Source organism: Hymenobacter coccineus (assembly GCF_001816125.1).
Taxonomy (GTDB): Bacteria; Bacteroidota; Bacteroidia; order Cytophagales; family Hymenobacteraceae; genus Hymenobacter; species Hymenobacter coccineus.
The window spans coordinates 34,642-53,916 of sequence record NZ_MDZA01000088.1; the positions used below are offsets into that span (position 1 = coordinate 34,642).

Below are 19,275 nucleotides of genomic sequence, written 5' to 3' on the forward strand. Positions count from 1 at the left end.
CCCACCTAACCTCCTGCTGGTATGACCCCTTACCTCTACGCGGTGCCCGCGCTGGGCATGTTCGCCTTGATTTATACCTGGGTGCGGGCCGGCTGGGTGGCCCGCCAAGACGCCGGCAATGAGCGCATGACCACCATTGCCGGCTACATTGCCGACGGCGCAATTGCCTTTCTGCAAGCCGAATACAAAGTGCTGGGCCTGTTTGGGTTGATAGCCGGGGCCTTCCTGTTTTACCTGGGCAGCACCAGCAGCAATTCCAGCCCGGTCATCGTCATTGCCTTTTTGATTGGGGGCGTGTTCTCGGCGCTGGCAGGCTTTATTGGGATGAAGATTGCCACCAAGGCCAACGTGCGCACCGCCCAGGCGGCCCGCACCAGCCTGGCCACGGCCCTGAACGTGTCGTTTTCGGGCGGCTCAGTGATGGGTATGGGCGTGGCGGGCCTGGCCGTGCTGGGGCTGGGGTCCCTGTTCATTGTGTTTTATAAAATTTTCGTGCCCAGTGGCCTGGCCAACGGGCAGGAGATGGAAAAGGCCCTGGAGGTGCTCACCGGCTTCTCGCTGGGAGCCGAAAGCATTGCCCTGTTTGCCCGCGTGGGCGGCGGCATCTACACCAAAGCGGCCGACGTGGGGGCCGACCTCGTGGCAAGGTCGAGGCCGGGATTCCGGAGGACGACCCGCGCAACCCCGCCACCATTGCCGACAACGTGGGCGACAACGTGGGCGACGTGGCCGGCATGGGGGCCGATTTGTTCGGCTCCTACGTGGCCACCATCCTGGCCACGATGGTGCTGGGGCGCGAGGTGCAGCTGGGCAGCGCCGACCAGTTCGGGGGCCTGTCGCCCATTTTCCTGCCGATGGCCATTGCCGGCATGGGCATCCTGGCCTCGCTCGTGGGCATTCTGTGCGTGCGGGTGAAGGAGGGCGGCAACGTGCAGGGGGCCCTGAATACGGGTAACTACATTGCGGTTCTGGTGTCGGCCGTGGCCTCTTACGGCCTCATCGTGTGGATTTTGCCCGCCGGGGCCCTCACCATCCGCGGCGTGAGCTTCGACGCCATGCACGTGTTCTACGCCGTGCTGGTGGGCCTGGGGGTGGGCACGCTGATGAGCATCATTACCGAATACTACACCGCCATGGGCAAGCGCCCGGTGATGAGCATTGTGCAGCAGAGCAGCACGGGCCACGCCACCACCGTGATTGGGGGCCTGGCCGTGGGCATGGAAAGCACGGTGCTGCCCATTCTGGTGCTGGCGGCGGGCATCGTGCTCAGCTTCCGGGCGGCGGGCCTCTACGGCGTGGCCATTGCGGCGGCCGGCATGATGGCCACCACGGCCATGCAGCTGGCCATCGACGCCTTCGGGCCCATTGCCGACAACGCCGGCGGCATTGCCGAAATGAGCGAGCTGCCCAAGGAAGTGCGCGAGCGCACCGACATTCTCGACGCGGTGGGCAACACCACGGCGGCTACGGGCAAAGGCTTCGCCATCGCTTCGGCGGCCCTCACGTCGCTGGCCTTGTTCGCGGCCTTCATGGGCACGGCCCACATCAATACCATCGACATCAGCAACGCCGATGTGCTGGCGGGCCTGTTCGTGGGGGCCATGATTCCGTTCATTTTTTCGGGCCTGGCCATTGCTGCGGTGGGCCGCGCCGCCATGGCGATGGTGCAGGAAGTGCGCCGCCAGTTCCGTGAAATTCCAGGCATTATGGAGGGCACGGCCCGGCCCGAGTACGAGAAGTGCGTGGCCATCAGCACCGCCGCTGCCATCCGCGAAATGATTTTGCCGGGGGCCATTGCCCTGCTTGCGCCCATCTTGGTGGGCTTTCTGTTCGGCCCGAAGGTGCTGGGCGGCCTGCTGGCGGGCGTCACGGTGAGCGGGGTGCTGATGGCCATCTTCCAGAGCAACGCCGGTGGGGCCTGGGACAACGCTAAGAAATCGTTTGAAAAAGGCGTGCTGGTGAACGGCGTGATGCAGTTCAAGGGCTCCGACGCCCACAAGGCCAGCGTGACCGGCGACACCGTGGGCGACCCGTTCAAGGACACGTCGGGGCCCAGCATGAACATCCTCATCAAGCTCATGAGCATCGTGTCGCTGGTTATTGCCCCGCACATTGCCGAGCACGCCGGGGCCCCTGGGGCCGCCGCCGCGCCAGCGCCCGCACCGCCGCGCTTCGAGCAGGCCTTCCGCCCCCACGTGCGCTACTCCGAAGCGCTGGCGCCCGCCGCGGCCCGCCTGCTGCGTACGGCCCTGCACCGGGAGTAATTATTTGAACCACGGATTTATCGAACTTAGGCGGATTTATCGGATTTTGGGGAGATTGGCTGGCGGTGGCTGGGGCCCCAGCCGCGGTAATCGGTCGGCCCGGGCTGCTGGCTTTTCGCCGGCTGCCCGGTAATCGTTAGGGGCTTCGTGCTTGCTTTCAAAGGGAGGCCCTGGGCTTTTTTAACCGCCCCTGGCTCTGGAAGCACTTTGTTGACGAGCCTGGCCGCGGTGTAGCGGCAACGGTAGCCTGACGATTACCGGGCAGCCGGCGAAAAGCCGGCAGCCCGACGCAGCCCCGCCCTGAGGCCCTAATGGCGCGTTACCAGTCGCCCCCAAAATCCGCCCCATCCGCCTAATCCGATAAATCCGTGGTGCGGACAGTAGCTTTGCGGCTCCATTTTTCCCCGCACCGCATGGGCTCGTCCCCCAACATCACCCTCCACGACAAAGCGTTTCGCCCGTATTTATCGGCCGCCGAGCTGGATAAGGCCGTTGCTGAAGTGGCCGGCCGCCTCAGCGCCGATTACGCCGGCCGCCGGCCCTTGTTCGTGGTCGTGCTCACGGGGGGCTTCATGTTTGCCTCCGATTTGCTCAAGCGCTTCACCGGTGACTGCGAAATCGTCTTCATCCGGGTGGCCTCGTACGAAGGCACGAGCAGCACCGGCCAGGTGCAGGAAGTGCTGGGCCTGCGCGAAGAAGTGCGGGGCCGCGACCTGATTCTGGTGGAGGACATCGTGGACACGGGCACCACCCTGCACCACCTGCTGCCCACGCTGCTGGCCAAAAACCCGGCTTCGGTAGAAATCGCCGCCTTGTTTTTTAAGCCCGCCAGCCTGCGCCACGACCTGACGCTGAACTACATCGCCCTGGAAATTCCCAACGACTTCGTGGTGGGCTACGGCCTCGACTACGACGGCCTGGGCCGCAACCTGCCCGAAGTGTACGTGGCCGTGTAGGGCCCCCGGCCGCTATCCTTTATTAAGGAATGATTAACTTCCCCCACCAACCCACCCAGCGCATTTGCGCGCAGCCCCCGTTTTCATGCTGAATATCGTGTTGTTTGGCCCGCCCGGTGCGGGCAAAGGCACCCAAAGCCAGAAGCTCATCGCCCACTACCACCTCGTGCACCTGAGCACCGGCGACCTGCTGCGGGCCCAAATTACCCAGGGCACGGAGCTAGGCCTGCGCGCCAAAAAGCTGATGGACGAAGGCCTGCTGGTGCCCGACGAAGTGGTGATTGGCATGATTGACAGCGCCTTGAATGACAACAAAGCCGCCGCGGGCTTCATCTTCGACGGCTTCCCGCGCACCGTGCCGCAGGCCGAACGTCTCGACCAGCTGCTGGCCCAGCACCAGACCACCATCGGCTGCATGGTGGCGCTGGAAGTAGGGGAGGAGGAGCTGGTGACGCGCCTGCTGGAGCGCGGCAAAACCAGCAACCGCCCCGACGACCAAGACGAAACAAAAGCCCGCCGCCGCGTGGCGGTGTACAACACCGAAACCGCCCCGGTGGCCGGCTACTACGCCGCCCAGCACAAGTTCCATGCCCTCAACGGCATCGGGGCCATCGACGACATCTTTGGCCAGGTGTGCGCCGTTATCGACCAGCACCAGGCCGCAGCCAACGAAACCCCCGCCGCGGCCACCAAAGAGGTGCGGGCGTAAACCAGTTTTGAGTTGAGAGGTAAGAGTTATGAGTTTCGGCCCATGCGCCGAAGCTCATAACTCTTTGCTTTAGCGGCCCTGCCAAACGACTCATCATTCATAATTCAAAACTCATCATTACCGCTGTGGCTTCCAATAACTTCATCGACTACGTTAAGCTGGTCTGCCGCTCGGGCAAGGGCGGGGCGGGCTCGCACCACTTCTTCCGCGCCAAGGGCCTGCCAAACGGGGGGCCCGACGGCGGCGACGGCGGCCGCGGCGGCCACATCATCCTGGAGGGCAACTCGCAGCTCTGGACCTTACTGCACTTGCAGTACCAGAAGCACGTGTTTGCCAAAGACGGCGAGGGCGGCGGCGAGAACCTGCGCTCGGGGGCCCAGGGGGCTGATATTGTGCTGCAAGTGCCCCTCGGCACGGTGGCCCGCAGCGCCGAAACCGGCGAGCAACTGCTCGAAATTACGGAGCAGGGCCAGCGCCTGGTGCTGGTGCCCGGCGGGCGCGGCGGCCTGGGCAACGACCACTTCAAAACCTCCACCAACCAGGCCCCCGAGTACGCCCAGCCCGGCGAACCTTCCATAGAGGCCATCATCGTGCTGGAGCTGAAGCTGCTGGCCGACGTGGGCCTGGTGGGCTTTCCCAACGCGGGCAAGAGCACGCTGCTCTCGGTGGTGTCGGCGGCCAAGCCCAAAATTGCCGATTACGCCTTCACCACCCTCGTGCCCAACCTGGGCGTGGTGGCCTACCGCGACTTCAAGTCGTTCGTGATGGCCGACATTCCCGGCATCATCGAGGGAGCGGCCGAGGGCCGGGGCCTGGGCACGCGCTTTTTGCGCCACATCGAGCGCAATTCCATGCTGCTCTTTATGATAGCCTGCGACAGCCCCGACATTGCCGCCGAGTACGAAATATTGCTGGGCGAGCTGCGCCAGTTTAACCCCGAGCTGCTCGACAAAACGCGCCTGCTCGCCATCACCAAAACTGATATGCTTGACGACGAGTTGGAGGCCGAAATGCGCGCCTCACTGCCCACCGATTTGCCGCCCACGGTGTTCATCTCCAGCCTGACCAACAAAAACATCCAGCCGCTGAAGGACATGATTTGGAAGGCCCTGCATTAAGCATGGTTGGTGCGCAGTAATTCGCTAATATTCTGCCCAATAATGCGCTTCGTACTGTAGGGGCCCTGCATGGGTAGCGCAGGTAAGGCCCGGTTCGATGCATTGCTGCATCAAACCGGGCCTTACTGCTTTTTGGAAAAAACGGGGGAATTACTATTTCTTGAAAAGCGGGCGCGGGCGATGTAAGAAATATTTTAGCGCGCTAGCTGGTGGCCTCGACTTTGGCGGTAGTGCCGAAGTACGCCGCCTGCTCGCGGCGGAGCTGGTCGATGAGGCGGCCTTCGGGCAGCACCACGTCGTCGTAGGTCAGCACCTGGTCCTTGGGCACGTCGTGGCGCAGGGTGCAGCCCTCGGCTATGCCCAGGGGTAGCAGGTTTTCGCGCTGGGCCACGTCGGCGTTTTCGGCCAGGCCGTAGGTGTGGTAGTGGCCGATGCCGTCGAGCACCTGGCCGGCGGTCAGCGGCACCTTGGCGGCCGTCACCACCTCCACGTACATGGGGCCCCGGGGGGCCAGCGCCGCATCGTGGAACAGCACTGCCCGCGCCACCGAAGTGGGCGTTTCGAAGTGGCACAAGTGGTAGGGCGTGTGGAAGCAGTACAGGGGCCCCGCGCCGAGCTTGTACAGGTTGAGGTAGTGCCGCTGCACCGGGTCGTCGATGGTGCCGAGTACGAATACGCCGGGCCCCGGGCTGGCCCCCACTACGTAGTCCACAATGCCGGGGCCGCCGCTCAGCAGCTCCTCGTGGGGGTACCAGTTGGCGGCTTCCGTCACGGGGGTACCGGGGGCCACGGTGGGCCCCAGCATGCCGCGCTGGGCCACGCGCATCCCTAAAGCGTTGGCAATCACGGCCTGCTCGAAGCTGATTTTGCTGCCATCGGCGAAGCTCGTGACCATGCTCGGGTTCTGGCCCCACTGCTTGGCGAAGCCCGCCTGGGTGGTGGGGTTGCGGTAAGGGTCGTGCAGGCCCTTGATGTTGCCGCAGAGCACGGGCTTCACGCCGATGCCCTGCACGAAGCGCGCCAGGTTGAGCGTCACGCCGGGCTGGTCGCCGTCGGCCACGGTGTAGATAATGCCGGCGCGGTCGGCGTACACTTTCAGGATGGGCCCCACCGTGCCGTCGAGCTCGGCGTTGAGCAGCACTACGTGCTTGCCATGGCGGATGGCCTCCATCACGGCGTGGGCCCCGTATTCCACGGCCCCGGTTACTTCGATGATGGCATCGACGCCGGCCGCCTGGCACACCAGCAGGGCATCGTCGGTGATGGCGGGCTGGCCCCGTTCGATGCAGGCTTCCAGGGCCCCCACGGTACCTACTTCGGTCACGCCGAGCACGTCGGTTTCGGCGTAGGCCTGCCGGGCGTGGGCCAGCGTGCGGTTGGCAATGGCCACCAGCTCCATGCCGGGCACGTAGCGGCAAATTTGGCGGGCCACGCCCTTGGCCATAAACCCGGCCCCGATCATGCCTACCCGAATGGGATTGCCCGAGCGGGCACGCGCTGCTAATGCGTTATCAACAATAATCATAAATAGCTGAACAAAAGTCTATTGTAAAAAAAAGCACGGTGCCTAACCAGCCGCGACGGGCAGCGGCTGGAAATCGGGGTGCACCGCATCCTTAGCCGATACCAGCACGGGCTCGAATGGCCACTCGATGCCGATGGCGGGATCGTTCCAGCGCAGGGCCCGCTCGGCGCCGGGCGTGTACTTGGCCGATACCTGGTAAGCCACGTCGGTGTTGTCCTCGAGGGTGAGGAAGCCGTGGGCAAACCGCCCGGGCACGAACAGCATCCGGTAGCTATCCGCCGTCAACTCCACCGCAACCCATTGCTTGTAGGTGGGCGATTCTTCGCGCAGGTCCACAATCACGTCCACGATGGCCCCGCGGGTGCAGCGCACCAGCTTGGTTTCTTCGTGGGGCGGCAGCTGGTAGTGCATGCCGCGCAGCGTGCCGCGCTTGGGGTTCGACGACAGGTTGGCCTGCACCGGCGGCATGGCAATGCCGTGGGCGGCAAACTCATCTTCGCACCACGAGCGGCCAAAAAAACCGCGCTCATCGCTTAGGCGCTGCACATCGATAATGAACGCTCCCTTTAGTTTGGTTTCAGTAAAAATCATTGATAGAAAGGTAGAAGTATTGCTAGAAAAGAATGCTAGGCCATTGCTTCGGCCGGGGCGGGCGCGGTAGCGGCGGGGGCCCAGGCCAGGTCGGGCCCCAGGGCCCCACTGGCGCGCAAGTCGCCGAGCACCCGCAGGCGCATCAGGGTCGAGCTGCGGAAATCGGCGTCGTGGAAGCCCATGCGGTGCAGGCCGTCGCGCAGCTCGGCAATGGTGCCGGCCAGGGTGTGCTGGGGCTGGTGGTCGGGGGCCAGCTCCCGGAACAGGCTGAAATCGACGCGGTACGAGCGTTTGTCGGGCGGCGCGTCGGCGTTCAGGCGCACGCTGGTGCCGGGCAGGGCCTCGGCCACGGCGGCGGCCAGCTCGCGCACCTGGTAGTTCCACACGTCGGTGCCCACGTTCACGCGCAGGTACTCGCCGCCGTTGCTGGCCTCCCGGGCCACGGCCCACTCAATGGCGCGGGCCATGTCGAGCACGTGGATGAGCGGCCGCCAAGGCGTGCCGTCGCTGAGGATGTTGATGTCACTGCTGGCCACGGCCCCGGCTACGAAGTCGTTCACCACCAGGTCTAGGCGCAGCCGGTCGCTCCACCCGCAGGCCGTGGCGAAGCGCAGGCACGTCACGGTGAAGTCCGGGCCGGCCAGCGGGGCCAAATCCTGCTCGCTCAGCACCTTGGAGCGGGCGTAAGCTGTGAGCGGGTTCAGGGTCGAGTCTTCCGTTTTGGCCCCCTCGCCGCCGGCCCCGTAGATGCTACAGCTGCTGGCAAACACGAAGGAGCGCACCCCCGCCGCCTTGGCCATTTCGGCCAGCCGAATGCCGGCGCGGTGGTTCACGGCCAGCGTGGCCTCCTCGTAGGTCTGGCCCATCGGGTCGTTGGAAATAGCAGCCAGGTGCACCACGGCGTCCACGCCCTCTAGTAGCGCGGCGGGCAACGTCCGCACATCGCCAAACTCCTGGCGGGTGAGGTACGACTCGGGCAGCCGGGGAGCCGCGGTGAGGCAGTGGGCAAAGTAGCCCGCGTCGTAGCCAATCAGCTCAGCGGCAGGGAAGGTGTGGCGGAGGTGGCGCACCACCCCGGGGCCCACGTAGCCCATGTTGCCCGTAATCAGAATGCGCATAGGAGTGCTCATGCAGTAAGTAATTGTAAGCTGGATAGGGATATTAAGGCAGGTTTTTGGGGGCTGGGGCGCTGGGGCCCTAGTGGGTGCCGGCCGCCGCCAGAATGCCGGCCTGGGGCACGGTAATGCCTTCAATGGCAGCGGGCATGGGCGGGACTTTGTCCCACACTTTCCACGGGGCCTTGCCGCTTTTCCACATATCCTCCAGCACGTTCCGGTCGCGCAGCGTGTCCATGGGCTGCCAAAAGCCCGTGTGCCGGTAGGCCGAGAGGGAGCCGGCGGCGGCCATGCTTTCCAGGGGGTTCTTCTCCCACACCGTCGAGTCGCCTTCGATGTAGTCGAACACGCTGGGCTCCAGCACGAAGAAGCCCCCGTTGATCCACGGCGTGGCTTCGCCCTCGGGCTTTTCTTCAAAGTTGCCCACCCGGTCGTCGTTCTCGGTCAGGTTGAACATGCCGAAGCGGCCTGGCTGATGCACTGCCGTGAGCGTACCCTCGGCCCCCTGGGCCCGGTGGTGCTCGATGGAGGCGCGGATGTCCACGTCGCTCACCCCGTCGCCGTAGGTGAGGCAAAACGTTTCATCGCCCACGTACTCGCGCACGCGGCCCAGGCGGCCGCCGGTCATGGTTTCCTGGCCGGTATCTACCAGCGTCACGGTCCAGGGCTCGGCGTGGGTGCGGTGCACCTTCATCTCGTTGGTGTCCATGCAGAAGGTGACGTCGGCGTTGTGCAGGAAGTAATTGGCGAAATACTCCTTGATCATGTGGCCCTTAAAGCCGCAGCAAATGATGAACTCGTTGATGCCGTGGTGGGCATAGATCTTCATGATGTGCCACAGGATGGGACGCCCCCCAATTTCCACCATCGGCTTGGGCCGGATGCTGCTTTCCTCGCTGATGCGGGTGCCGTAACCCCCCGCTAAAATGACTGCTTTCATCGTATTTGAATTGTATTTATAGGTGATAGAATAATGCTGGTGTGTATTTATTAGGATTTTGCATACAGCTTATATGAATTGAGTGTGAATGAATTGAATGGGAGATAAACTTAGGAAAAATATGGCACTCGCAACAGTACTAAAAAAGGTGTATTTAATTTCTGTATTTTCAATTTTTATTAAAAAACAGAAGATTAAAGGAAGTAAAAATATTGGTAATGAACTAACTAAACTATAATATATAGGTTATTAATATTATATAGTTAATCTAGTTGTCCACCGAATAATGCACGAAAATAATTGAGTAATAAAGTGGGGCATGATAACTTAATGCTTTCATCATGTAAGCAGCTTATAATGCCCCATTTGGGCCCCAATGCGGATACGGCCGCGGTGATGCAAGTATTTTTTCTCGCCATTAAGCACAAACTGCCGCAACAAGGGCCGCCATTGTTGCCTGGAGCCGGAACCCGCAATCTGCGCTAGGGCCCCCACAAGCCCCGCGGCGAGCCATTGCTGAAGCGCCCTTGAAACAGCGCCACTGCACGAACCAGGCCCCGGCGGGCAATCCGGGCCGCGGCTTGCGATGGCCGCTGCGCTGTAGCTCGCGTGTGCTTGGTTGGGCAGGCCGCGCTTGCGTGCTACCATTGCGGCAACAAGCCACTTGTACTGGCCCTTGAGGGCAAACCCCGGGCGAGGCAGCAAATTTGGGCCGTGCTTTAGGGCCCCGGCGCTGTGCGCTGGCGGCGTAACTTTATTGCCTGCTAACCCACCGTTCCATGCCCGCTGCTTCCGTTGCTTCGTCGCCCCTTGCCGCGGCCCAGGCCCGCATCCGGGCGCTGGAGGCGGAACTGCGGGAAGCGCGGGCCGCCGCCCAGCAGCCGGGCCCGGCTCTGGACCTGTCGGACCACAACCCCAACCCCGTGCTGCGCTACAACGCGGCCGGCGAGCGCACCTACGCTAACGCCGCCGCCGTTCGCCTGCGCCACGAGCTGGGGGCCCCCGCGGCGGCGGCGCTGCGCGCGCGGCTGCGGAATCTGGTCGCCCAAAGCCTGCGCGACGGCCGCCCGTACCAAACGGAGCTGCGCCACGGGCCCCACGGGCTGCAAGTGTCCTTGGTGCCGTCGGCAGCCACGGGGGGCGTGAATGCATACGTGGTTAACGTAACTGCTCGCCTCAAAGCGGAGCAGCAAATGCTTGAGCAGCAAGAATTTTATGAGCGAGTGCTGGACGAGCTGCCCAGCCAGATTGCCGTGTTTGGCCCCGACCAGCGCTACCGCTACCTCAACGCCCGCAGCGTGCCCGACGCGGCCGAACGCCGGCAGTGGCTGGGCAAAACCATGCTGGACACGGCCGGCTTCATGGGCCGCTCGCCCGACGTGGCCGCCCGCCGCCACGGCCTGATGCTTCAGGCCATGGCCGAGCGGCGCGCCCTCGAATGGCAGGAATCGCACACCGAACCCGATGGGCGCGTGAGCCATTTCCTGCGCTACTACCAGCCCGTGTTTGGCGCAGCGGGGGCCCTGGAGTTCATCATTGCCTACAACGCCGACATCACCGGCCGGGTGCAGGCCGAGGCGCAGCTGCGCGAGCAGCAAGAATTTACCGCGCTGGTGCTCGACACCACGCCCAACGTTACCTACGTCCGCAACCTGGACCAGCAGGTGCTGTTTCAGAACCGGGCCTGCCAGGTGCTGCGAAGCGAAATCCTTCCCCTGCACGCCCTGGCCCCGAGCAGCGTGGCGGCTGGCGAGCGGCGCGCCTACGCCACCGACGACGCCCGCGTGGTGCAAAACCGGCAGGAAGTGGTGACCGAAGATTGCCTGACGCTGCCTTCGGGCGAGGTGCGCTGGTACCACACCGTGAAGCGCCCGCTGCTGCGCCCCGATGGCGCGGTGCACGTGCTGGGCGTGAGCACCGACATTACGGCCCTCAAGCAAGCCCAATACACGCTGGAACGCAGCGAAAAGCGCTACCGCGACCTGATGCATTACGCCCAGGCCCTCATCTGCACCTACGACCTGGCGGGCACCCTGCTCTCGGCCAACCCCGTGCTGGCCGCCCTGCTGGGGCCCCCCGCCGCGGCCCTGCCCGGCCAGCCCCTGGCGGCCTACCTGCTTGCCGACGACCGGCCCGGTTTTGCCCGGTACCTGGGCCGCATTGCCGCCACGGCGGCCGGTGGCGAGGCCGAAGGCGTGGTGCGGGTTCGGGTGCACGGCTCCGGGGCGGTGCACCACCTGCTGTACCGCAACGTGGTGGTGCGCGAGGCCGGGCAGGCCCCCTACGTCATTTCGCACGCCCACAACATCACGGCCCGGGTGCTGGCCGAGCAGGCCGCCCACCGGGCCCGCGAAGAGGCCGAGGCCACGGCCCGCGCCCGCGAAAACTTCCTGGCCAACATGAGCCACGAAATTCGCACGCCCATGAACGGGGTGCTGGGCATGACGGCCCAATTGGCCAAAACCCGCCTCGATGCGCGCCAACAGGAAATGGTGCGCATCGTCCGCGCCTCGGGCCAGCACCTGCTGGTGGTGCTCAACGACGTGCTCGACATAGCCAAAATCACGGCCGGCAAGCTGGAGCTGGAGCAAACGGCCTTCAACCTGTGCGACGCCCTGGCCGAAGCCTTGCAGCCCCTGGCCGCGCAGGCCCGCGAGAAGGGCCTGGCCTTCGAGGCCTGGCCTTTGCGCGCTACCTGCCCCGTGCCGTGGGTGCTGGGCGACCCCCACCGGCTCATCCAGATCCTGCTCAACCTGGTGAGCAACGCCGTGAAATTTACCGAGCAGGGCAGCGTGGTGGTAAAAAGCGAGCAGTTAAGCGAAACGCCCACGGCCGTCACCCTGCGCTTCAGCGTGGTTGACACGGGCCCCGGCATCGGCCCCGCCCAGCAGGCCCTCGTGTTTGAAAGCTTTGCCCAGGCCCAGGCCGATACCGCCCGCCGCTACGGCGGCACGGGCCTGGGCCTGAGCATTTCGCGGGCTCTGGTGGAGCAAATGGGCGGGGCCCTCACCCTTAGCAGCGCGCTGGGCGAGGGCAGTACCTTTGCCTTCACCCTGGTGCTGCCCAAGGCCGAGGCGCCCGCCGAAGCCTCCGCCGGGGGGCCCGCACCCTACGACACTGGCCGCCTGGCCGGCGCGCGCGTGCTGCTGGTGGAAGACAACGAAATCAGCCGCACCGTGGTGCGGATGCTGCTGGAGCCCTGGGGCGCGCAGCTCGACGAGGCCCCCGACGGGCCCACCGCCCTGGCCCAGCTGGCCGCCGCCCCGCCCTACGACGTGGTGCTGATGGACATCCAGCTGCCCGGCATGAGCGGGGCGGACGCCACGGCGCGCCTGCGCCAGCTGCCCGACCCGTGCCTGGCCGCCACGCCGGTCATTGCCCTCACCGCCAATGCGTTTCGGGCCGATGGGGAGCGCTACCTCGCCGCGGGCTTCAACGACTACCTGGCCAAGCCCTACGACGAGGCCACGCTGTACCACAAGATGGTGGCCTTGCTGCCGCCGCCCGCCCCGGCCTACGACCTGGCCCACCTGCGCCGCCTGGCCCAGGGCCGCGCCCCGTTCGTGCTGAAAATTATCCGCTCGTTCCTCGCCAACGCCCCCGGTAGCCTGGCGCAACTGCGCGCCGCCGCCGCCGCCCACGACTGGCCCCAGGTGGCCCGCGTGGTGCACCACATCAAGCCCAACCTGCTGGCCCTGGGCATTACGCGGCCCGCGGCGGCCGTGGCCCTGCTCACGCTGCACCCCGCCGAAGAGTCCGCCGGTGCCCGCGCCCAAGCCCTGGCCACCCTGCTGGCCGCCGTGGAGCAGGCCCTCCGCGAATTGCCGGCCGAACTGCCCGATTGAGGCAGCCCCGGGGCCCCAAGGGGCGCTGTGCTTGGGCCCGGCGGCGCCTCCTGGGGCCCTACAGGTTGCGCAGGCTGCGGTAAAAAGCGTCTTGGTACGACTTGCCCACCGGCACTTCGTAGGGCCCCAGGTGCAGCAAGTGGTCTTCTACAGATTCGATGCGCTGGGTATTGACGATGTAGGAGCGGTGCACGCGCTGGAAATGCCCGAAGGGCAGCCGCTCGCCCAGCGCTTTGAGGGTGGCGTACACGATGTGCCGCTGCGTGGCCGTCACCAGCACCGAGTAGGTAGAGAGGGCCTCAATAAACAGCACGTCGCTGAAGTCGAGGCGCACCAGCTTGTTGTTCACCTTTACAAACAAATGCTGATCGTGGTCGTCGGGGGGCGGTAGCTCGGCCGTGGCGGCGGGCGGCGCGGTGCGGCGGGCGGCGGCCCGGCGCACGGCCTGCTGGAAGCGGTTGGGCTCCACGGGCTTCACCAGGTAATCGGCCGCGTTCAAGGCAAAGGCCTCCACGGCGAAGTCGCGGTGCGAGGTGACGAGGATGATTTCGGGCTGGGGCCGGGGCAGGATACGCGCCAGCTCCAGGCCCGATAAGTAAGGCATTTCGATGTCGAGCAGCAGCAAATCTACCGGCGGGTTGTTGCGCAAAAAGTCCAGGGCCCCCACCGAATCGCCTAGCGATGCCACTAGCTTAAGCCCGTCCGTCAGCTCGATTAAATGTTCCAGCGTGAGCCGGTTCATTTCGTTGTCGTCGACGACGACGCAGGTGAGGGGGACGGTAGCAGCCATGGGAAAGGGCCTAACGGGACGGGGCAACTGGGCAACGGGGCAAGGTGGTAGCTCCTTGCCGGCCCAATGTACGAATTGGGCCCCTGGTTTGGATGAGCGACGGCCGTGCGGACCGTGCCAAACTGGCAGCCGCGAGCCCTTTGGCAAACTCCTTGCGCCGGGCCCCTTGCCGCAAGGCCCAACCCCGTGAAAAACCCATTCCGACGCATATTTCCGACAATGGCCAACGATAACAACCTGCCCCAGGACGACAACCTGACCGCTGACCCCGCCCACGCCGCTGGCAAAATGGCCGACGGCCCCACCCCCGAAGCCAGTGCCGCCGGCGCCGAGCTGGCCGACCTCAAAGACAAGTACCTGCGCCAGGCTGCCGAGTTTGAGAACTACAAGCGCCGTACCACCAAGGAGCGCATCGAGTTGTTCAAAACCGCCAACCAGGAGTTGATGACGGCCCTGCTGCCGGTGCTGGACGACTTTGAGCGGGCCCGCGCCGCCACCCTCACCACCGCCGACGCTGACGCTGTGCGCGAAAGCATCGCCATCATCCACAACAAGCTGGGCAAAACCTTGCAGCAGAAGGGCTTGACGGTAATGGAAGTGAAGGGCGGCGACTTCGACGCGGACCTGCACGAAGCCATTACCCAAATTCCGGCCCCGAGCGACGATTTGCGCGGCAAGATTGTTGACGAGGTAGAAAAAGGCTATTACTTAGGTGATAAAGTGATTCGCCACGCCAAAGTGGTGCTGGGCCAGTAGAAGATAAATTATCCGAAAAAGCCGTCCTGCTGAGTGCAGTGAAGCATTTCTTCCGCGACTAATTCAAGTGCTTGAATTGTTGCCGTGGGAGAGAAGCCTTACTTCGTTCGGCAGGACGGCTGCAAATAAATACGTGCACCAAGATGGCAACGAAGGCAGATTATTATGAAGTGTTGGGCGTGGCCCGCACCGCGGCCGGCGACGAGATTAAGTCGGCGTACCGCAAGATGGCCATCAAGTACCACCCGGATAAAAACCCCGACGACCCCTCGGCCGAGGACAAGTTCAAGGAGGCGGCCGAGGCGTACGAGGTGCTGAGCAACGCCGACAAGCGGGCGCGCTACGACCGCTTTGGCCACCAGCAGGGCGGCGGTGGTGGCGGGGCCCCCAACATGGACGATATCTTCTCGCAGTTCGGCGACATCTTCGGTGGCGGCGGCGGCGGGTTTGAGGGCTTTTTCGGCGGGCGCCAGGGCGGCGGCAAGCGCGTGCGCAAGGGCTCTAACTTGCGCATCAAGCTGAAGCTCGACCTGGAGGAAGTGGCCAACGGCGTTGAGAAAAAAATTAAGGTGAAGCGCTACGTGGCCTGCCAACCGTGCGGCGGCAGCGGCGCCAAAAACGGCACCGAGCTGAAAACCTGCGCCACCTGCCAGGGCCAGGGCCAGGTGAAAAAAGTGGTGAACACCATGCTGGGCCAGATGATGAGCAGCAGCACCTGCCCCACCTGCCACGGCGAGGGCAAAACCATTACGGCTACCTGCGACGTGTGCAAGGGCGAAGGCCGCCAGCTGCACGAGGAAGTGATTCCAATCAACATCCCCGCCGGCGTGGCCAACGACATGCAGCTGAGCATGAACGGCAAAGGCAACTTCCCCGAGCGCGGCGGCGTGCCCGGCGACCTACTCATTCAGATTGAGGAGGAGCCGCACGAGTTCCTGAAGCGCGATGGCAACAACATCATGTTCGAGCAGTACATCTCGTTCGTGGACGCCGCCCTGGGGGCCAATCTGGAGGTGCCCACTATCGAGGGCAAGGTGAAAATCAAGGTGGACCCCGGCACCCAGCCGGGCAAAATCCTGCGCCTGCGCGGCAAGGGCATCAAGGACCTGAACGGCTACGGCCGCGGCGACCAGCTCATTCACCTCAACGTGTGGACGCCGAAAAGCGTGAGCAACGAAGAGCGCGACCTGCTTGAAAAGCTGCGCGAGTCGCAAAACTTCGTGCCCCACCCCGGCAAGAACGAAAAGGGCTTCTTCGAGAAAGTGAAAGAGTACTTCCAATAGGCGCCCGCCGCTTGTTGCAGGGAGCGCCCCGCTTGGCTTCGGCCGGGCGGGGCGTTTTTTTTGGATGGCAGCAGGGGCCCCGTGCAGTAGGGGCGGGCTGCCGGCTTTTTCGCCGGCTGCCCGCTAATCGTTGCCGCCGTTGCATACCGCTGCCTGGGGCCCCCGGCGATTACCGGGCAGCCGGCGAAAAAGCCGGCAGCCCGAAGCAAACCAAAACTTTTCCTGGGGGCCCTGTAATGCGCGGCGGCGGGCGGCGATTAACTTCCCGAAATTACCGCTCCGCAATGACCGCCGTTGCCACTGCCCCCGACTTTGTGGGGGCCCTGAACGAGTACCAGCCGCTGCTGCGGCGGGTGGCCCGCCTCTACTGCCAGGACGCCGACGACCGCCAGGATTTGTTCCAGGAAATGGTGCTGCAACTCTGGCGGGCCTGGCCGCGCTACGTGCCCCAGCCGGGCGCCAAGCTCAGCACCTGGCTCTACCGCGTGGCCCTGAACGTAGCGGTGAGCAACCTGCGCCACCGCACCCGCCACCCGGCGCCCGGGGCCCTCGGCGACGACGCGCTGCAAGTGGCCCAAGCCCCCGAAGCCGCCGCCTTCGAGCCCGAAGAAACCGCCGCCCTCTACCGCGCCATTGCCCGGCTCTCGGAGGTCGATAAGGCCTTCGTGCTGCTGTACCTGGAAGACCGGTCCTACGAGGAAATGGCTGACATCCTAGGCATTACCCAGAACAATGTGCGCGTGAAGATGCACCGCGTGCAGGAAAAGCTCCGTCAATTATTAGTCCGCCGCTAAGCCCTATTCACTATGGAACTCGACAATTTGCGCCGGCAGTGGCGGCAGCCTACCGAACCGCCCGCCGCGCTCGATGCGGCCGCGCTTACCCAATTATTGGCTCGGAAGTCTGATGGTATTATCGAAAAGCTGCGGCGCAGTGCCCGGCTGGAACTGTGGCTGAACGGCGGGGTGATTGTGGGGGCCCTGGCGCTGGCGGTGCTGGCGTCGCCGCTGTGGCTGCGGGTGTGCGGCGGGCTGCTGATGGCCATCGGGGCGGTGTGCATTGGCTACCTGCTGCGCAAGCTGCGCCTGCTACGCCGCTTGGACGACCCGGCCGGCGACCTGCGGGCGCACCTGGCTCGGCTGGCCAGCGGGTTGCGGTCCCTCATCCGGTTCTACTATTGGTTCACGCTGGCCATGCTGCCGGTGGCGGGGCTGCTGAACGTGCTGATGGTGCTTACCACCGCGCGGCACCCCATCGGCCTGGCTAGCCTGCCCGGCGTGTTCATCGTGGTGGGCTTGGTGGTGGTGCTGCCGGTACTGCTGTACCTGCCCGTGGGCAGCGTAACCAAAAAGTACCTGCAACACCTCTACGGCCAGCACCTCGACCGCCTCGAAGCCAACCTGCGCGAGCTGGGCCCCGGGGCCTGATCTTGGGGCCCCTGGCCATTCATGCGTATTCTTGCAAATTCCTATTCTTTCCTTTCTTTCTGCCATGACGCCAATTCTGGAAGCCCTGGACGTGCGCAAAACCTACGCCGCCCACACCGCCCTCGACGGCGTGAGCCTCGCCATTCCCGAGCAAAGCATTTTTGGCCTGCTGGGGCCCAACGGCGCGGGCAAAACGTCGCTCATCCGCATCATCACCCAGATTACGGGGGCCGACGGCGGCGAGATTCGCTTCCGCGGGCAGCGGCTGGGGCCCGCGCACATCGGCCGCATCGGCTACCTGCCCGAGGAGCGCGGCCTCTACAAAAAGATGAAAGTGGGCGAGCAGCTGCTGTACCTGGCCCAGCTGCGCGGCCTGACGCGGGCCGACGCCAAGGCCCGCATCAAGCAGTGGCTCACGCGCCTCGACCTGGTGCCTTGGGCCGAGAAAAACGTGGAAGACCTCAGCAAGGGCATGCAGCAGAAGGTGCAATTCATTGCCACGGTGCTGCACCAGCCCGAGCTGATTATCCTCGACGAGCCGTTTTCGGGCTTCGACCCGATTAACGCGAACCTGATCAAGGACGAGATTCTGGCGCTGCGCGAACAGGGGGCCACCATCATCTTCTCGACGCACCGCATGGAGTCAGTGGAGGAGCTGTGCGACAGCATTGCCCTGATTAACAAGTCGCGGAAGGTGCTCGACGGGCCGGTGTCGGCCATCAAGAACCAGTTCCGAACCAACACTTACGAGGTGGAGGGCAAGGGCCGCCCCATCCTCTCGCACCCCGATTTTGAGGTGGTGGAACAGAAGGCGCGCGAAAACGACCACTTCTACGCCCGGGTGCGGCTGCACGCCGGCACCACGCCCAACGAGCTGCTGCGCTTCCTCATCGGTCAGGTGGAGGTGCACGCCTTCCGCGAGCGGATTCCGAGCATCAACGAGATTTTTATCCAGCGCGTGGGCGAAACCATGCCCGAAACGGCTGGCTACGCCAACAATTAAGAACGTGCAAAAGGCTCATGCTGAACGTAGGGAATTATTTTCCCGCGGCAGCAAGCCTGATTAGTTGAGCAGCAGCGATGCTTCGGCTGCGCTTAGCCTGACGTTCTCATAACCACAAAAAATCTGCCTTTCATCATGGATAAAATCTGGCTCATTATTCAGCGCGAATACCTCACGCGGGTGCGCAAAAAGAGTTTTCTGGTCATTTCGCTGCTCGCCCCGGTGCTGCTGGCGGCCTCGTCGCTGGCCATCGGCAAGCTGAGCACGGGCGGGGGCCCCGACATCGTGGCCGTGTACGACGAGAGCCAGCTGCACCTGCTGGCGCAGCTGGTGAGCAACGACGACGTGCAATTTGTGCCCGCCTTGGGCACGTCGCTGGCCGCCTCGGAAGCGGCGTTTAAGAAGTCCAAAACCAAGGAAGATGCCCTGCTTTACGTGCCCGCCGGCATCAGCATCGACAGCACCCGCGGCATTCAGCTGCTGGGCAACGGCAACGTGCCACTCAAGCGCCAGCGCGACGTGCGCGCCGCCGTGAGCAAAGCCCTGGGGGCCCTAAAAATGGAGCGCTCGGGCCTAAAGCAAGCCACCATCGACGCTTTGCAGGCGCGCATTGAACTGACCACCATTGACCTGACGCAGCAGGGCGGCCGCCGCAACGACGTGGGCGTGACCACCGCCATGGCCTACGCGCTATCTATTCTGGTGTACTTTTTCATCTTTATGTACGGCGTACAAGTAATGCGCGGCGTGAGCGAGGAAAAATCGAGCCGCATCATGGAAGTTATGATTTCGTCGGTGAAGCCGTTCCAGCTCATGATGGGCAAAATCCTGGGCATTGCGGGCGTGGTGCTCACGCAGTTCGGGCTGTGGCTGGCGCTCTCGTGGGGCCTTACCACGGTGCTCGTGGCGCTGCTGCTGAGAACAAGGCGCCTGTGGTGGCCGCCGCCAGCCGC

Annotated in this window: 15 protein-coding genes and 1 pseudogene; 11 read left to right on the forward strand and 5 right to left on the reverse strand. The window is 64.2% G+C overall.

Going from position 1 to position 19,275, the window contains the following annotated elements; translation table 11 throughout:
• Positions 1–21 precede the first annotated feature (21 nt).
• The 4 genes and pseudogenes from BEN49_RS06745 to obgE all read left to right on the forward strand — a co-directional run bounded on the left by BEN49_RS06745 (position 22) and on the right by obgE (position 5,047).
• A pseudogene (locus BEN49_RS06745) lies at positions 22–2,264 on the forward strand (sodium-translocating pyrophosphatase).
• Between the two features lie 413 nt (positions 2,265–2,677).
• On the forward strand, positions 2,678–3,220 hold the full coding sequence (locus BEN49_RS06750) for a phosphoribosyltransferase (RefSeq protein ID WP_070742292.1): 543 nt from the start codon (positions 2,678–2,680) through the stop codon (positions 3,218–3,220).
• An 85-nt stretch (positions 3,221–3,305) separates the two neighbouring features.
• A complete protein-coding gene (locus BEN49_RS06755) occupies positions 3,306–3,929 on the forward strand; it encodes an adenylate kinase (RefSeq protein WP_070742307.1) in 624 nt (207 codons plus the stop codon).
• Between the two features lie 125 nt (positions 3,930–4,054).
• Complete coding sequence (gene obgE / locus BEN49_RS06760; protein ID WP_070742293.1) at positions 4,055–5,047, forward strand: GTPase ObgE; 993 nt, start codon at positions 4,055–4,057, stop codon at positions 5,045–5,047.
• 202 nt (positions 5,048–5,249) lie between these two features.
• Here obgE and BEN49_RS06765 read toward each other — a convergent pair whose 3' ends face one another.
• The 4 genes from BEN49_RS06765 to rfbF all read right to left on the reverse strand — a co-directional run bounded on the left by BEN49_RS06765 (position 5,250) and on the right by rfbF (position 9,218).
• Positions 5,250–6,572, reverse strand: a complete 1,323-nt coding sequence (locus BEN49_RS06765) for an NAD(P)H-dependent oxidoreductase (RefSeq protein WP_070742294.1) — start codon at positions 6,570–6,572, stop codon at positions 5,250–5,252.
• A 42-nt stretch (positions 6,573–6,614) separates the two neighbouring features.
• Positions 6,615–7,163, reverse strand: coding sequence for a dTDP-4-dehydrorhamnose 3,5-epimerase (rfbC, locus tag BEN49_RS06770; protein WP_070742295.1), 549 nt, complete (start codon positions 7,161–7,163; stop codon positions 6,615–6,617).
• 35 nt (positions 7,164–7,198) lie between these two features.
• Positions 7,199–8,293, reverse strand: a complete 1,095-nt coding sequence (locus BEN49_RS06775; protein ID WP_239691845.1) for an NAD-dependent epimerase/dehydratase family protein — start codon at positions 8,291–8,293, stop codon at positions 7,199–7,201.
• A gap of 67 nt (positions 8,294–8,360) precedes the next feature.
• Positions 8,361–9,218, reverse strand: a complete 858-nt coding sequence (rfbF, locus tag BEN49_RS06780) for a glucose-1-phosphate cytidylyltransferase (RefSeq protein ID WP_083325848.1) — start codon at positions 9,216–9,218, stop codon at positions 8,361–8,363.
• A 779-nt stretch (positions 9,219–9,997) separates the two neighbouring features.
• Between rfbF and BEN49_RS06785 the strand changes: the two genes are divergently transcribed.
• Complete coding sequence (locus BEN49_RS06785; RefSeq protein ID WP_070742297.1) at positions 9,998–13,063, forward strand: PAS domain-containing hybrid sensor histidine kinase/response regulator; 3,066 nt, start codon at positions 9,998–10,000, stop codon at positions 13,061–13,063.
• Positions 13,064–13,121: 58 nt separating this feature from the next.
• On the opposite strand, the gene BEN49_RS06790 is transcribed toward BEN49_RS06785, so the two are convergent.
• On the reverse strand, positions 13,122–13,853 hold the full coding sequence (locus BEN49_RS06790; RefSeq protein WP_070742298.1) for a LytR/AlgR family response regulator transcription factor: 732 nt from the start codon (positions 13,851–13,853) through the stop codon (positions 13,122–13,124).
• 219 nt (positions 13,854–14,072) lie between these two features.
• On the opposite strand from BEN49_RS06790, the gene BEN49_RS06795 reads away from it, so the two are divergent.
• The 6 genes from BEN49_RS06795 to BEN49_RS06820 all read left to right on the forward strand — a co-directional run.
• Positions 14,073–14,609: a nucleotide exchange factor GrpE gene (locus BEN49_RS06795; protein WP_070742299.1), complete on the forward strand. Its 537-nt coding sequence runs from the start codon at positions 14,073–14,075 to the stop codon at positions 14,607–14,609.
• A 143-nt stretch (positions 14,610–14,752) separates the two neighbouring features.
• Positions 14,753–15,892, forward strand: a complete 1,140-nt coding sequence (gene dnaJ, locus BEN49_RS06800) for a molecular chaperone DnaJ (RefSeq protein WP_070742300.1) — start codon at positions 14,753–14,755, stop codon at positions 15,890–15,892.
• 284 nt (positions 15,893–16,176) lie between these two features.
• Positions 16,177–16,686: an RNA polymerase sigma factor gene (locus BEN49_RS06805; RefSeq protein ID WP_070742301.1), complete on the forward strand. Its 510-nt coding sequence runs from the start codon at positions 16,177–16,179 to the stop codon at positions 16,684–16,686.
• A 12-nt stretch (positions 16,687–16,698) separates the two neighbouring features.
• On the forward strand, positions 16,699–17,319 hold the full coding sequence (locus BEN49_RS06810) for a hypothetical protein (RefSeq protein WP_070742302.1): 621 nt from the start codon (positions 16,699–16,701) through the stop codon (positions 17,317–17,319).
• Between the two features lie 64 nt (positions 17,320–17,383).
• The gene (locus BEN49_RS06815; protein ID WP_070742303.1) at positions 17,384–18,322 is read left to right on the forward strand and encodes an ABC transporter ATP-binding protein; all 939 of its coding nucleotides are present in this window, start codon (positions 17,384–17,386) and stop codon (positions 18,320–18,322) included.
• Between the two features lie 135 nt (positions 18,323–18,457).
• On the forward strand, positions 18,458–19,275 hold an 818-nt coding region (locus BEN49_RS06820; protein WP_141765626.1), incomplete at its 3' end, for an ABC transporter permease.

Bases quoted from the DNA above. Each gene is read 5' to 3' on its own strand.
- BEN49_RS06750 (WP_070742292.1), top strand. From the start codon at position 2,678: ATGGGCTCGTCCCCCAACATCACCCTCCACGACAAAGCGTTTCGCCCG.
- BEN49_RS06755 (WP_070742307.1), top strand. From the start codon at position 3,306: ATGCTGAATATCGTGTTGTTTGGCCCGCCCGGTGCGGGCAAAGGCACC.
- BEN49_RS06765 (WP_070742294.1), bottom strand. From the start codon at position 6,572: ATGATTATTGTTGATAACGCATTAGCAGCGCGTGCCCGCTCGGGCAAT.
- rfbC (WP_070742295.1), bottom strand. From the start codon at position 7,163: ATGATTTTTACTGAAACCAAACTAAAGGGAGCGTTCATTATCGATGTG.
- BEN49_RS06775 (WP_239691845.1), bottom strand. From the start codon at position 8,293: ATGAGCACTCCTATGCGCATTCTGATTACGGGCAACATGGGCTACGTG.
- rfbF (WP_083325848.1), bottom strand. From the start codon at position 9,218: ATGAAAGCAGTCATTTTAGCGGGGGGTTACGGCACCCGCATCAGCGAG.
- BEN49_RS06785 (WP_070742297.1), top strand. From the start codon at position 9,998: ATGCCCGCTGCTTCCGTTGCTTCGTCGCCCCTTGCCGCGGCCCAGGCC.
- BEN49_RS06790 (WP_070742298.1), bottom strand. From the start codon at position 13,853: ATGGCTGCTACCGTCCCCCTCACCTGCGTCGTCGTCGACGACAACGAA.
- BEN49_RS06795 (WP_070742299.1), top strand. From the start codon at position 14,073: ATGGCCAACGATAACAACCTGCCCCAGGACGACAACCTGACCGCTGAC.
- dnaJ (WP_070742300.1), top strand. From the start codon at position 14,753: ATGGCAACGAAGGCAGATTATTATGAAGTGTTGGGCGTGGCCCGCACC.
- BEN49_RS06805 (WP_070742301.1), top strand. From the start codon at position 16,177: ATGACCGCCGTTGCCACTGCCCCCGACTTTGTGGGGGCCCTGAACGAG.
- BEN49_RS06810 (WP_070742302.1), top strand. From the start codon at position 16,699: ATGGAACTCGACAATTTGCGCCGGCAGTGGCGGCAGCCTACCGAACCG.
- BEN49_RS06815 (WP_070742303.1), top strand. From the start codon at position 17,384: ATGACGCCAATTCTGGAAGCCCTGGACGTGCGCAAAACCTACGCCGCC.